Here is a 13,561-nt window from a genome sequence, read left to right as displayed (position 1 = left end):
TTTACCAAGCATTAAAGAAACTATTAGATAATGCAAGATTGGAGTTAGGCAGATCTTTAGAATGAAATAATGATTTAAAGTTTAGAGACTTGGATAACTCGGTTTTGATCATTGTTAACCATTATATTAATCGATAAATGAACAGCTTCCCGAATAAGTTGTATTGGGCGGACCCACTCCATCATTAAAAGAAACGGAGGATGTAAGAGAGGTAATACCTCCTCGTCGAAAAAATCGTAGCTAAAAGTATTTCTGTAGAAATCAGAATGTATAACAGAACGACTTCCCTGCTTGAAATTAACAAGGCCATAACTAGAACTACAAAGATCAAACACATTAAAAAAATTTCCAAAAGCGTTACATAAAGATGTTTTTCCAGCACCCATATTTCCATTTAAGAAAATGATAAGTTTTTCATTTTCCGAATACTTACTAAAGATATCCCTTACAATAATTGAGTAATCGTCCGTATAATTTATGAATGTAGAACTGTTCATTGCATTGTAATTGTACACAGCATAAAAAAATTAAATAGTACATGAACAATAATGCACAAGATTACAGATTTTGTGATTTGAAAAATAGTTCCAAGAAGAATACCTAAAGCTAACAGGGTGGGGAAGGATAATATATTTAAATGAATTATTGAAAAATATAATGAAGTAGAAAAAATTGACCAAAGAGACCCAATTCGCTTATACAATTCCTCAAGAAGTACCTTTCTGAAATATAATTCTTCGATTACTGGTGAGAATACTAAAATTGAAAAAACTTGAGAATAAGAAATATGGTCTTTTTCAATAATAGAAGTTACAATTTTCTGTTGAGAAAAGTCATTCAAGAGATAAAAGCTCAAAGCATTTATTAATATTATTACTGGTATAAATAATAGAATTAAAAATAAAATATTGTATACTCTATTTATTTTAATTTCAAATTTAAACTTTGTCTTTAAGATAAAGTAAAAAAATAAACAAAATAATAAAGGTCTAAGCTGTGGAACTATAAATAATAAGCCACCTAAATATTTTCCATAACTTATCCAAGCAAACTCATTATTCCTCATTTTACTTACTTTATAAAATGAACTTGAAAATAGAATTAATTAATGAAATTAATCAATCAGGATGGAATCTTCACACCAAGCAATTTTTCCACTGCTAACCGTTAGAATTGCTTTCCCAATAAATTTATGCCCCCCCAGGGGAGAGTTGCTTGAAAGGCTCATTCCGGTATCTGTATTGTAAGTCCATTTTTTTTCAGGGTTGATTACAACAAAATCTGCAATGTTTCCTTCTTTGAATGATGGCGGGGGTAATCCAAGAATTTGATGAGGGTTAGTCGACATTTTTTCGGCTATTTTAGGAAATGGATCATTTTCCCCAAGTGCCTCTACTACAGTCATTAATGCCGTTTCTAGTCCAATGGCACCACTAGGTGCTAAATCAAATTCGACTTGCTTCAAATGTTCCGCATATGGTTCGTGGCTAGAGTTGCAGGAATCAATCGTCCCATCTTTTAGTCCTCCAATTAAAGCCAATCGGTCGATTTCTTCTCTCAATGGTGGGGTTGTTTTTGCTTGTGTCTTATACTCACTGATTGCCTCTTCAGTTAAAAGTAAGTGGTGTGCTGATACATCCGTAGAAATCTTTACACCTAACCTTTTTGCTTCTTTTACTAAGTTCACTGATCCAAAAGATGAAATTGAGCTTATGTGAATTGGCACCTTTAAATGACGAGATAGGGTTATAGCTCGTTGCACAGCCAACTCTTCAGCCATTCGGGGGTTGCCGGTAAGTCCCATTTTTAGACTCAAAGAACTTTCATGAGCCTGACCATCTTCACTCAAAGAAGGATCTTGTGGATACTCTATGATTTTCAGCCCAAACATCTTTGCGTATTTCAAAGCATTTGTAAAAATTTGGTTATCTCTAACGGAGTGGGGACAATCAGTTACTGCAACCACACCTGCCTCCTTAAGTGATCCTAGAGGTGCCAGTGCTTTTCCATTCGAGCCAATTGTTAGACAGCCGGTTAAATGAACTTTTATTTTGGAGGCTTGTTTGATTCGGTCCTGAATATAACGAATTGTACCCGGGTTATCTGAGTGGGGGGTAGTATTTGGCATTGCCAAAATAGAAGAAAATCCGCCTTTTGCGGCCGCTTGTGTAAGCGATTGAACGGTTTCACTTTGTGTATCGCCTGGAACCCGATTGTGTACTCTTAAATCCAGTAAGCCGGGTAATATAATATGTTCTTTTATATTAAAAGTTTGTTCTGCCGGTTTTCCAGCTGGAATGGATGAATAAATAATGCCCTCTCTTACAAACAAGTCTTTTACTCGATCAATTCCCGAACAAGGATCCACCAACCTTCCACCAATTAAGTCGAAGTTACAAAGAGCTTTTCCCTTCATCTTCGAATTTCCCCACAGTTAATGCATAACTGTAAAATTGCCATTCGTACCGCAATACCGTTACTTACCTGCTCTAATATTACAGCCCGATTTGAGTCTGCTAATTCAGATTCGATTTCAACGCCCCTGTTCAAGGGGCCTGGATGAAGTATGATCGCATTGTTTTTCATTTGATTAAATGTACTGCGCCCCAAGCCGAAAACATTTGCATACTCTGATAATGAGGGAAAGTGTGAGGCTTGTTGCCTTTCATGTTGAATTCTTAATAGCATCACAGCATCTGCGCCTTGAAGAGCTTCATTTGGGTCATGTGTTACTCTTGCCCCAAGTTTCTCGAATTCCTTGGGAACTAAGGTTGACGGACCTGCAAGTGTAACTTCTGCACCTAATTTAAGAAGTCCCCATAAATTAGACCTAGCAACTCTACTAAAAAGAATATCACCCAAAATAGTAATTTTTTTACCATTAAGGTTTCCTAACTTTTCACGCATAGTGTAAATATCTAGTAATGCCTGACTTGGGTGCTCGTGGGCTCCATCACCTGCATTAATAATGGGGACATTGACTATTTTAGATAGAAAAAGAGGTGAGCCTGGCGACGAATGCCTGAGTACTATAGCATCCGCACCCAATGCCTGTACATTCATCGCAGTATCTTTTAACGTTTCTCCCTTTGTTAAACTACTTGCTTCTCCAGCAATTGAAATTACATCAGCGCCCAGAGATTTTGCCGCTATTTCAAAAGCCACCCGAGTTCGCGTACTCGGCTCCATAAATAAATTGATAATTCGTTTTCCTCGTAGTGATTCCGTAATCGATCCATCAATAGTTTTTTGTGCTTTTATTGATTGTGCTTCATCCAATAAAAATAATATTTCATCCGAGCTTAAGTCTTCAATTCCTAAAAGGGAATTCTTGGACCATTCTTTTATTGCCATAATGTCTCCTGCTTCCACTCATTTGAATCCTGAATATTTTCAGTTTTTGGCATATGTTTGGGTGCAGCTGTAATATTTTGCCTCAAACTTTCTTCACGCTTGATACGCATGGAGGATAATATTTCGCGGATTTTCTGTTTCATCCAAATCGAGGTGGCTGAACGGAACGAATAATCGGCAGGACCATTATTATGCACTCTCCCACTCTCAACAAGGTCACAAGTTTGAGCAAATTCACTTTCATCATTTGGGTCATAAACCGCGTAAGTCTTTCCTCCCATTTGTTTAACAACCGCAAAGACAGGGACATCACTAGGTCCATCTGCTACATAGATGAGCTGTTCGAACGGTATCCTACGCAACTCATGTGGAATGGAAGAATTTACATCTATTGATGAGCTTTTGTTGCAACCTTTATTAATCTCAAAAATAAACCTCGTCTTGATTGTATTGTCTACTGCGAGACCAATTTGAGAAATTTCAGGATCAATAGGCAGAGATAAATCAGTTTGGCTTAAAAAATTTGGTGGAAGTGCGGATTCGATAAATTCAGATGCAAAAATACCTTGAACATGTGAAGCAATCTTACTACCAAGAATCATTTGAGACAAGCCCGTGCTAATCACATAATGCTCAAGTTTGAAATCGTAATCTTTATATTCATTTTCTGTTGGTATTAAGGCTAATTCATCAAAAAATTGTGGTAGACCAGGATAAAATTCAAGTTCATTACCAAGTTCGTAGAGTTTTTGATTTGTCAAACCTCTCATGGGGCCATTCTTAACATAACTTAAGAGATGATTTAAGTAAATGGTTTCAGCAGATACGGAAAGACCACGATTTGCATAAATTTGTGGAAGCTTATTTACTTCTGACCAAAATATTTTTTCGTTTACCCCAAATTGGTTAAAAAGAGGGGTTTGCATGTACCCAGGGATCAAAGTCTTATCAAAATCCCAAACACAGGCCAATGTATTTTGACTGTGTATTTGGCCCTTTTTAGCAGCTTTACTCAATTTAATCGTTTTCCTCCATGGGATACACTATAAATGAATTTAAATGGAAGTGCTACCAAATATAGATCCTTTTAGGGAACGTTACAATGAAGTTGAATTACAGCTGTCTGAACCTGATGTTTTTAAAGATGCCTTCCGAGCAAGTTCGCTAAATCGCGAGCTCACTAGGTTAAGAAAAATCATCGAGCTTCATGATTCTAGTGCTAACTGTAAGCAAGAAATTGAATCAACAAAAGAGTTAATAGATGATCCAGAATTGGGTTCTTCAGCACTCGAAGAGATTGATCTTCTAAACAAAAAGTTGGAGGAATTGGAGAGTAATTTGATATTGGCAATGCTTCCAGAAGAAGCTGATACAGGAAAGAATACAATCGTTGAGATTCGTGCTGGTGCTGGTGGTGATGAGGCATCTTTATTTGCAGCCGATCTGTTTAGAATGTACTGTAGGTATGGTGAGAATAAAACTTGGGGCTTTGAATGTCTTAGCCAAAGTACTTCTGAAAGTGGAGGCTTTAAAGAAGTGGTCTTTATTTTCAAGGGAGAAGATGCATGGTCACGAATGCGTTTTGAGAGTGGCGTTCATCGCGTGCAACGGATTCCTGTTACAGAAGCGGGCGGTAGAATTCACACTTCTACTGCTACAGTTGCTGTACTACCCGAAGCACAAGAAGTTGAAATTTCCATTGATGCACAGGATTTGGAAATAAGCGTTTGCAGGGCTTCTGGTCCGGGCGGGCAAGGAGTTAATACCACTGACTCTGCTGTACAACTCTTTCACAAACCAAGTGGTATTTCTGTGTATTGTGCAGACGAACGATCTCAGCTTAAAAATAAAAATAAAGCTATGACTGTTCTTCGCTCTCGGCTATTAAAAGCCAAACAGGCTGAGGAAAATGCTAAATATGCAAATGATCGAAAAGCTCAAGTAGGCTCCGGAGACCGCAGTGAACGTATTAGGACCTATAATTTCCCTCAAAGCAGATTGACCGACCACAGAATCAACTACAGTTCTCATGCATTAAATGATTCTATGATGGGAGATTTAGACCACTTGATCGATGCACTGACTGCCCATGACCAAACAGTGAAACTGGAGTCTCTCTTAAAAAATGGATGCAAGTGAGCACTTAACTATTGAAGATGTTCTTTGCAAATCTTCAGATTACCTAGCTCGTCACCAAGTAACTAATTTTAAAACAGATGCAGAGTGGTTAATCGCGCACTCACTTGGTTGGCAAAGGATGCAACTTTATTTGAAATTTAATGAGGTACTTTCTGCTAATTCATTAAATTCTATAAAAAAATTAATTATGCGAAGGGGTAAACGGGAGCCATTACAGCATATTTTAGGTTCGGTACAATTTGCGGGGCTAACATTAAAATGTGACTCAAGGGCTCTTGTACCCCGACATGAAACTGAATTTTTAGTAGATGAACTTTTCAAACGTCTTGGACCTGATTTTGTTGGCAATATCGCGGATCTAGGAAGCGGTAGTGGAGCTATTATTTTAGGCCTTTGTTCGCTTATGCCTAAGGCTCATGGGATTGGGTTGGAAAAATCAGAAGCCGCGCTGTCACTCGCAAGGGAAAACCTAGGTTTATGCAATTTAAGTCAACAGGTCTCATTTAAACAACACGATTGGCAAACTAACTCGAAACCCCAAGAAACTTTTGACATTATTGTTAGTAACCCCCCCTACCTATCTAAAGAAGATTGGGACAAAACTCAGCCTGAAGTTAAAAGCTACGATCCCAAAGAGGCATTAATTGCGGAAAAACAGGGCTTTGGTGATATCGAAAAGATAATTGAATATTCTCACAAAAGATTAAATGACCAAGGTTTTTTAGCTTTAGAATTTGGTATGAATCAGGCTGATACTGTCACTAGTCTCCTTAAGGATTTATTTAAAGTAGAAATTTTATCAGACCAATTTTTAGTGCGCAGGTTTGCAATTGCCCATAAAATTTAAGTCAATTTACACTAAATATTTTTAGAAGTTGAGCTTTGAGATTGGGTAACTTGGGCTACAGAAATATAATTTACCCAATCTTTTAAGATTCTGAGTCCTTCATGTAAGCGGATGTCGAGATTCTTAGGAATTTCAAATTTTTCTGTGTCAGGAGAGGTGGCGTTTTCATCGGCCATTATTCCTCGAACTAACAATGATTTTTCCTTTTGGTCTTTAACAACTTGAAGTTCGAGTTCTTTGGAAGGAAAAGAAAGTTTAGACAAGGACTTATATTCCTTATTAAGAATATCTGTCTTATTAAGATCAAATAAATTTGTTTCTAATCTGTTAACTAAATTTAAAGACACACTTTTCTGATCTCTCTTTTTTCGGAACCAGCCAATATTTTTCTCCAAGTAGACGAACTCTTTTGTTGATAATTGTCTCTCCTTACTTAAAGAAAGAAGAGCTTTTACGGTTTGGTCAGAGTATTTAAACTCTCCTTGCGGTCGCCTAAAATTAACTTCTGGAATTTTATCCCAAGCAAGTGCGTTGTCCAAGTCTGACTCCCCGATGGGTAAGTATTTGTTAATTGAATGAAGAGAAATATCACTTGAAACACCCGTCAATTGAGTACTCTCCCCCGAGGGTAAGTAATATTTTTGGATAGTTATTTTTGCAGCACTTTTTTTCCCTTGCTGAGCGGAAAAAGCAAAGGGCATATTCATGGGTAACAAAGATTGGACTGTTCCTTTACCGTGAGTCGATTGATCGCCTACAATTAAAGCTCTTCGATGATTCTTTAAAGCTCCAGCAACTATCTCAGAAGCTGATGCACTGTACCGAGAAACCAAAACAATCATCGGCCCGTCCCAAATTAATTTGGGATTAAAATCAAATTTTTTCCTTATTTTACCATCAGAACTCTTTACCTGTACAACAGGACCTCGAGAAATAAAAAGTCCAGCAAGGTTTACTGCTTCGCTTAAATACCCACCTCCATTTCTACGTAAATCTAAGACGAGCCCTTGCATTTCATCTTCTTTCAATAAATTGATTAGTTCTTCAACATCATCAGTTGCCTTATGACCATCTCCGCTTGATCCATAAAAAGAAGGAAGTTCCACAACTCCCAATGTAAGATCATCTCCTTTATTGTTTATTTTATGAATAGATGCACTTGCTAAGTTTGCTGTAAGTTTAATTTTATCTCTTATTATTTTAACAGTCTTGGTAGTCGTTGGACTCTCGATGGGACGGACCTTCAATGAAACTAATGTATCCTTAGGACCTTTTATGAGTTCAACGATTTTAGATAAACGCATATCAACAACATCAACAAATTCTCCTTCTGCTTGGGCAACTTTCAGGATGATATCTTCTGGCTCAAGTTGTCGGGATGCTTCTGCAGGCCCGCCAGGAAGTAACTCTTTTATAGTACAGTAGCCGTCTGCGTCTGTTAAAACAGCACCTATCCCCACAAATTCGTTATGCATAGCCTGATCAAACTTTTCTTTTTCTTTTATATTGAGGAAAGAGGTGTGTGGATCAAACATCTGTGTGAGTGTAGTAAGGTAGAGTTCCTGAACGTCAGTGGCCTCAAATTCCAAAATGTTTTTGACCCACCTCTTATACTTTTTCTGGAGGTTTCCTAAAATTTTATCTTCCCTTTTGGTGAGTAATTCCAAAGTGGTATTAAAACTCTCATTATCGTCAATTTGTGAGAAAATTTCATTAATGTATTCATGAGTAAGCAGTCCTTCCCAAATACCATTCAATTGATGAGAACTTGAAGTCCAAGAAAGATCACTACGATCAAGAGTAAAAGTCTCATTACTTTCAAGGTCAGGAGCTTCACTCAAACTCGCAATTACAGAATTTAGCCTGCTAACTGCTAACTTTCGGTATTCTTCATACATTTCAAAGGCTGGAAAAAGATTTCCTTGTTTTAAGTAAGTTAAGATGGTGGGCTGATATCTTTTCTTAAATCTTATTAAATCTTGTTCTGTAAAAAAAAGCTTTTGTTTATCTAGGTTGGTTACAAATCTTTCTAAAAACAAAGCCGTGTCCAATTCGCTAATTGATAATTTTTTGAAATGAGCTTTTTCAAGTGCACCCAGTAACCATTTTGTTTCATCAGACATTAAGGCACTCGGAACTAGTGGTTCATAAATCCCTTCTTGGTTATCTTGCTCAAGATTACCTGACTGCAAGGATTCTTGTGCAAGGCCTTGTGTAAGTGATACCAATCCAATGAACGAAAGAAATATGTATAACAAAGGTGGATTGAGGCGACTCATAGAAGGTTGGTTTATTATTTACCTAACAGCTTTTTAGCTTTTTCCAAAGTTTCTTTTTCTGAATCAGTCAAGGAACCAAATCCCTTTTCATTTATTTTATCTAATATTCGATCCGTTTCTTCCTTAATGGAGGGACTCTCACCAAAATTGACTCGAAACTTTTTTGTCTTCTTAAATATTTGATGATTATGTCCTGATTGTGATGACCCTAATCCTGATCTTTTAAATGTGAAACGAAATGGAAAAACCAACTTTCCCTGTACGATGAAATAGGTAACAGCACCACAAGCCATACCTCCAAGATGAGCAGAATGAGCAATCATTCCGTCACCGAAAATTTCTGAATTAACAAAACCATAGATTTCTAAACCGAAAGTTCCTAATAAAACCCATTTGGGTTTTAACCTTACAGGTAAAATGAAAAAAAGTAACAGAGTGATTGGACGGTTTGGTTGTAACAAACAAAAAGTGCAAAGACATGCTAAAACAATAGCAGATGAACCGACCAAATATTGGTACCCAGAACTATTGAAAGAAACCCATGCAATCGCACCAATAAGAACGGAAGAAAGAACTAAATATTTAAATTTCCTATTACCTATGAATTCCTCTACAGGCCTTCCAATAAAGTGAATACCCAATAAATTTAAAATCAAATGCAAGGGACCGTCATGAACTGATGCATGGGTTATAAATGTCCATAAGTAGCCCTTGCTTAAATTAGTGTAACCAAACCCTATTAAATCATTAATTAATTGAGCTCCAAAGAATAGGCTTAATACAGCTTGTAATACGAAACAAGAAATGAGATAAATGATAAGTTGGTCACAAAAAGATCGTTTAAATAACTCACGGGGAGACTGCATGTAGGTTCTATCGTAGAGCATATAATGACTATCTAAACTTAAATTTTGTATAAGCCAAGGACGAACAACGGCCATGAAAACTAAAGTTACAAGTGAGTTTTTATTAGTTATAATGTTAATTTATGCTGTTTTACTGATACTAATAAAACATCATGGTATAACATATATATTGATCTTAAATACAATAACTTTTATTATTTGGTCAAAATGCTTGAATAAAGAAAATACTCATTTAAGAAAGAAGAGTATAATATTTGGATTTATAATTATTGTTCTTAATTTTACTTTTATTAATATTAGAAATAAAGAAATTATTGATTATAATCAAAGTAATTTTAAAAAAGAGTATATATTAAATGTTACATTTGATTACTTTTCTAATAGCAATTACAGATGTGATTTTTTAACAGGTAAAATAAATAAATCAATTCCAAGTAATCATTTACTTAAAGGTAAGAATATTTATATTATAAAAGATTTTAAATATAAAAGAATTAAAAGACTAAAACCAATTTCGATTATTGTAAATATTGATGAATATTATCTGAGTGAAGATGAAATTATGGTTAAAGGATTTAGGGTAATAAATGATATAGATAGTCCTTTTCAAAAACTAAGTTACAAAAATCAGAAAAAATTAAAAAATACGCTTCAAACAAACGCTGGTAGCTTTGGGTGGGCAATGTTAAGTGGATCCAAGGAGTTCTTGAGTTCAGATCTCCTTAAAAAGGCAGGGATTACTGGAACTATGCATTTATTTGCTGTCAGTGGTCTTCATGTAGGGTTCTTTTACCTACTTTTAACTTTATTAACCAAACCTTTTTCAAATTTTCTCATCACCGTTGTAAGCATAAAGCTTATTTGCTGCTTTACATATCTATTTTTTATTAATTTTCCAGAATCTGGAATTCGTGCATTTTTAATGATTACCGTCTATGAAATATCAAAAGTCGCAATAGGTCGCCAAAAGGGTATAACTGTGTTTTGTATCTCTTGTTTGTTAATACTGATATCATTTCCTAGTGTTATATATTCTTTAAGTTGTCAATTATCATTTACAGTTGTACTATTTATATTATTCCTCATTCGAGATTACTCTATACAAAATAAAATACTTAAAAAAATAACTTTATATCCTATTATAACACTAGCTGCAAGTACTGGATCAGCTTTATTGGTTTTTGATTATTTTAATTATTTTTCATATATGTCATTGATTGCAAATTTACTAATTATACCATTTGTATCAATATATTATACTTTGAATATTTTTCATTTTTTTATTCTATTAATATTTAATTGTAATTTTTTTCAAACTTTTCATGAAATGTCTTTTCTTTTGATTTATCAAATTATTGATTATTGCAGTTTCCTAAATACTTTTTTTCCTAATCAAACCGAAAGTCATTCTGGTATAAACAATGTTTTCCATATTGTACTATTTATTGTTTTATTATTATCTTTTATGTTTAAATTTAATTGGAGAATACGTTTTTTCTTAGTTTCTTCTTATTATGCCTGTTTTGCGTTGTTCATTCTCTTAAGGTCATAGATTTAACAAATTTCAATAATCCCTTTATATTAACTTTGTTGCCCCTTTTTTAATTAAGAATAAACTTATAGTTTAAAAATTATGCACCCTAATGACATCTTGGATTCTTGGCATTGCGGCCAAGGTCACTGGAATACTGTTTCTAGTGGTGATTGGAATGACTGGAGGTGGCAAATGCAAAACCGCTTATCTAAAAAGGGCCAAATGGAAGAATTTATATCCATTAGCGATGATGAATCAGCTGGCCTGAGTATTGCGAAAGATAAACTCATGGTTTCCGTAACGCCCCATTTCTTTAATTTGATTGATCCAGTTGATTTGAACTGTCCAATACGTAAACAAGTTATTCCAAACAAATCTGAGGGTGTTACTGAGTCTTGGGAAGATACCGACCCTGTCGGCGAAGAAAGTTCTATGGTCACACCTGGTTTAGTTCATCGCTACCCTGATAGGGTTCTATTTTTGGTAACTGACCGGTGTGGGTCTTATTGTAGGTATTGTACTCGTAGCAGGCTTGTATCTAATGCTCAAGGGTATGGGTTTCACCCTAACTTTGAAAATTGTTTAGAATATATTAGGTCTAATACTTCAATTCGTGATGTTTTGCTTAGCGGAGGCGACCCGCTTCTTCTTTCAGATCAAAAAATTTCTTATCTTTTATCAGAACTAGCTTCAATTTCTCATGTAGAATTTGTAAGAATTGGTTCTCGTTTACCTATATTTCTACCCCAGCGGATAACACCTTCATTATTAAAATCTTTAAGGTCTCACCCAAATTTATGGATGAGTATTCATGTTAATCACCCGAAAGAGTGTACCAAGGAACTAAAAGATGCCTGCCATCAACTCGCATCAAATGGCATACCTCTCGGTAATCAATCAGTCTTACTTAAGGGGGTAAATGATGATGCAAAAACTATGAAAAGTTTAATTCATAGATTATTAATAATGAAGGTTAAGCCTTATTATTTATATCAATGTGATCTTGTACCTGGTAGTTCGCATCTAAGAACTTCAGTTACTAAAGGCATAGAAATAATTCGGGAACTTCGCGGTTCAACTACGGGCTATGCAATTCCACAATTTGTTATTGATGCACCTGGTGGAGGTGGAAAAATTCCGATCAATCCAAATTATGTTGAAAAATCCGATAATGGATTATGGATTTTAAAAAACTTTGAAGGAAAAACTTTTGAATATCCTTCCGACTAGTGTGTTTTTTAAAGCTTAATCAGTTCGAATTGGCATAACCACACAAAGGAAATCATTTCCTTCTGAGTTATCAGGTTTAACCTTAAAAACTCCCGGACTCATATCATCTCTAAATTCAAAGATTACTTTATCACTTGCTATTGATTTAAGAGGATCCAAAAGAAATTTTGGGTTAAAAGAAACAACAGAGTCAGGCCCACTGTACTCTATACTCATAGATTCACTAGCATCTCCAAGTGTACTTTGACCAAAAATTTCCATTTCATTTGGTTTCACCCGTAAAGTAACTTTCTCATCTGAAACTAATGCCGCTCGATTTACGCATTCAAGCATTAATTCTCTTTCAATAATTGCTTGGTTAAAATCATCCTTTGGAATCACTTGATTAAAGTTTGGATACTTTCCTTCCACCACTTTAGAAACCAAATAAATTGAATCATGAAAACCATTGGTTTCTTTATTTCCCTGAGAAACATCCATTTTTAGTGAAACTTGACGGTCTGTAAAATTTAATTCTATGTTCTTCGCAACTCCTGGTAATCTTTCGAGCTCAGCTACAGTTAATGAAGGCAAGATAAATTCTCCTTTATTTTCTGCCTTCCTTTTTTCTTGTTTACTCGTTACCGCCAATCTCCTTCCATCTGTTGCAACAAGGGAAATATCAGTTTCATTGATCTGAAAAAATACTCCTTTAAGCATGTAACGCTCTTCGTTTACTGACTGAGCATAAGAAACACTTTTCAGCATAGATGTTAACTCATCTTTTGCTAAGGTAAAATTTTTACTGTTTTCAAGTTCAGGAAGAGGGGGGAATTCCTTACTATCCATTCCAATAATATTGAATATTGATCCTCTGGTAGAGATAGTTGCTTTCGGAGTTCCGGTAGAAGTAACATTTACCTCCATGTCTGCAAGTTCTCTAATAATTCTTCCCAGTTCTTTGACCGGTAAAGTAACTGAACCAACCTCTTCAATGGTTGCGACAATTGAACACTTCATACCAAGATCTAGGTTGGTTGTGGATAGTGAAACTGAGTCCTCTTTGGCCTCGATTAATACATTCTGGAGTATAGGCATGGTTTTTCGTGAACCTACCACACTGGAAACTAGTTGAAGACCTGCACTGAAGTGATCTCGATTTATTTTGAACTTCATTGGAATTGTTTTGAAGATTAATGAGGTTTTAAACAATCTTTAATTATTAAAGATAGATTTAAAAGATAAAAACCTATTTATATTATAGTACCTGAATAAGTTTAACAATTACACAAAAATTTATTCATCAAGGCTTTAAGTGATATTTTTATGTGCA

Annotated in this window: 12 protein-coding genes; 4 read left to right on the top strand and 8 right to left on the bottom strand. The window is 35.2% G+C overall.

The features are described from left to right. Positions 1-74 precede the first annotated feature (74 nt). The 5 genes from ACKPQ4_RS07770 to ACKPQ4_RS07750 are packed head-to-tail and all read right to left on the bottom strand — an operon-like array spanning position 75 to position 4,370. Positions 75-497, bottom strand: a complete 423-nt coding sequence (locus tag ACKPQ4_RS07770) for a tRNA (adenosine(37)-N6)-threonylcarbamoyltransferase complex ATPase subunit type 1 TsaE (RefSeq protein WP_407680620.1) — start codon at positions 495-497, stop codon at positions 75-77. Further along, complete coding sequence (locus ACKPQ4_RS07765) at positions 494-1,066, bottom strand: CPBP family intramembrane glutamic endopeptidase (RefSeq protein ID WP_407680619.1); 573 nt, start codon at positions 1,064-1,066, stop codon at positions 494-496. The genes ACKPQ4_RS07770 and ACKPQ4_RS07765 overlap by 4 nt, the downstream gene beginning before the upstream one ends. 48 nt (positions 1,067-1,114) lie before the next feature. Next, complete coding sequence (locus tag ACKPQ4_RS07760; protein WP_407680618.1) at positions 1,115-2,416, bottom strand: dihydroorotase; 1,302 nt, start codon at positions 2,414-2,416, stop codon at positions 1,115-1,117. Next, on the bottom strand, positions 2,413-3,354 hold the full coding sequence (locus ACKPQ4_RS07755; protein WP_407680617.1) for an aspartate carbamoyltransferase catalytic subunit: 942 nt from the start codon (positions 3,352-3,354) through the stop codon (positions 2,413-2,415). The genes ACKPQ4_RS07760 and ACKPQ4_RS07755 overlap by 4 nt, the downstream gene beginning before the upstream one ends. Further along, positions 3,345-4,370: a haloacid dehalogenase-like hydrolase gene (locus tag ACKPQ4_RS07750; RefSeq protein ID WP_407680616.1), complete on the bottom strand. Its 1,026-nt coding sequence runs from the start codon at positions 4,368-4,370 to the stop codon at positions 3,345-3,347. Before ACKPQ4_RS07750 ends, ACKPQ4_RS07755 begins: the two co-directional genes overlap by 10 nt. 43 nt (positions 4,371-4,413) lie before the next feature. On the opposite strand from ACKPQ4_RS07750, the gene prfA reads away from it, so the two are divergent. Continuing rightward, complete coding sequence (gene prfA, locus ACKPQ4_RS07745) at positions 4,414-5,493, top strand: peptide chain release factor 1 (protein WP_407680615.1); 1,080 nt, start codon at positions 4,414-4,416, stop codon at positions 5,491-5,493. Then, entirely contained in the window at positions 5,480-6,340 is an 861-nt protein-coding gene (prmC, locus tag ACKPQ4_RS07740) for a peptide chain release factor N(5)-glutamine methyltransferase (RefSeq protein ID WP_407680614.1), read from the top strand. The genes prfA and prmC overlap by 14 nt, the downstream gene beginning before the upstream one ends. A gap of 11 nt (positions 6,341-6,351) precedes the next feature. Here prmC and ACKPQ4_RS07735 read toward each other — a convergent pair whose 3' ends face one another. Together ACKPQ4_RS07735 and ACKPQ4_RS07730 are read right to left on the bottom strand one after the other, a co-directional pair. Further along, positions 6,352-8,463 (bottom strand): carboxy terminal-processing peptidase, encoded by a 2,112-nt coding sequence (locus tag ACKPQ4_RS07735; RefSeq protein ID WP_407680613.1) that lies wholly within the window; start codon positions 8,461-8,463, stop codon positions 6,352-6,354. Between the two features lie 170 nt (positions 8,464-8,633). Continuing rightward, positions 8,634-9,560, bottom strand: a complete 927-nt coding sequence (locus ACKPQ4_RS07730) for a rhomboid family intramembrane serine protease (RefSeq protein ID WP_407680612.1) — start codon at positions 9,558-9,560, stop codon at positions 8,634-8,636. Between ACKPQ4_RS07730 and ACKPQ4_RS07725 the strand changes: the two genes are divergently transcribed. Both ACKPQ4_RS07725 and ACKPQ4_RS07720 read left to right on the top strand, forming a co-directional pair. Further along, positions 9,559-11,037, top strand: coding sequence for a ComEC/Rec2 family competence protein (locus ACKPQ4_RS07725; RefSeq protein WP_407680611.1), 1,479 nt, complete (start codon positions 9,559-9,561; stop codon positions 11,035-11,037). The genes ACKPQ4_RS07730 and ACKPQ4_RS07725 overlap by 2 nt on opposite strands. A gap of 81 nt (positions 11,038-11,118) precedes the next feature. After that, on the top strand, positions 11,119-12,249 hold the full coding sequence (locus ACKPQ4_RS07720) for a KamA family radical SAM protein (RefSeq protein ID WP_407680610.1): 1,131 nt from the start codon (positions 11,119-11,121) through the stop codon (positions 12,247-12,249). A 15-nt stretch (positions 12,250-12,264) separates the two neighbouring features. Here the strand turns inward: ACKPQ4_RS07720 and dnaN are convergent, their stop codons facing one another. Then, positions 12,265-13,404: a DNA polymerase III subunit beta gene (dnaN, locus tag ACKPQ4_RS07715; RefSeq protein WP_407680609.1), complete on the bottom strand. Its 1,140-nt coding sequence runs from the start codon at positions 13,402-13,404 to the stop codon at positions 12,265-12,267. Positions 13,405-13,561: the final 157 nt, after the last annotated feature.

Source organism: Candidatus Chordibacter forsetii (assembly GCF_964187505.1).
GTDB classification, from domain to species: domain Bacteria; phylum Verrucomicrobiota; class Verrucomicrobiia; order Opitutales; family Seribacteraceae; genus Chordibacter; species Chordibacter forsetii.
Note: the sequence above shows the minus strand (reverse complement) of the source record. Positions and strands in the feature narration are given on the sequence as shown.

Bases quoted from the DNA above. Each gene is read 5' to 3' on its own strand.
- ACKPQ4_RS07755 (WP_407680617.1), bottom strand. From the start codon at position 3,354: ATGGCAATAAAAGAATGGTCCAAGAATTCCCTTTTAGGAATTGAAGAC.
- ACKPQ4_RS07765 (WP_407680619.1), bottom strand. From the start codon at position 1,066: ATGAGGAATAATGAGTTTGCTTGGATAAGTTATGGAAAATATTTAGGT.
- ACKPQ4_RS07735 (WP_407680613.1), bottom strand. From the start codon at position 8,463: ATGTCTGATGAAACAAAATGGTTACTGGGTGCACTTGAAAAAGCTCAT.
- ACKPQ4_RS07760 (WP_407680618.1), bottom strand. From the start codon at position 2,416: ATGAAGGGAAAAGCTCTTTGTAACTTCGACTTAATTGGTGGAAGGTTG.
- prmC (WP_407680614.1), top strand. From the start codon at position 5,480: ATGGATGCAAGTGAGCACTTAACTATTGAAGATGTTCTTTGCAAATCT.
- ACKPQ4_RS07770 (WP_407680620.1), bottom strand. From the start codon at position 497: ATGAACAGTTCTACATTCATAAATTATACGGACGATTACTCAATTATT.
- dnaN (WP_407680609.1), bottom strand. From the start codon at position 13,404: ATGAAGTTCAAAATAAATCGAGATCACTTCAGTGCAGGTCTTCAACTA.
- ACKPQ4_RS07730 (WP_407680612.1), bottom strand. From the start codon at position 9,560: ATGGCCGTTGTTCGTCCTTGGCTTATACAAAATTTAAGTTTAGATAGT.
- ACKPQ4_RS07720 (WP_407680610.1), top strand. From the start codon at position 11,119: ATGCACCCTAATGACATCTTGGATTCTTGGCATTGCGGCCAAGGTCAC.
- ACKPQ4_RS07725 (WP_407680611.1), top strand. From the start codon at position 9,559: ATGAAAACTAAAGTTACAAGTGAGTTTTTATTAGTTATAATGTTAATT.
- prfA (WP_407680615.1), top strand. From the start codon at position 4,414: ATGGAAGTGCTACCAAATATAGATCCTTTTAGGGAACGTTACAATGAA.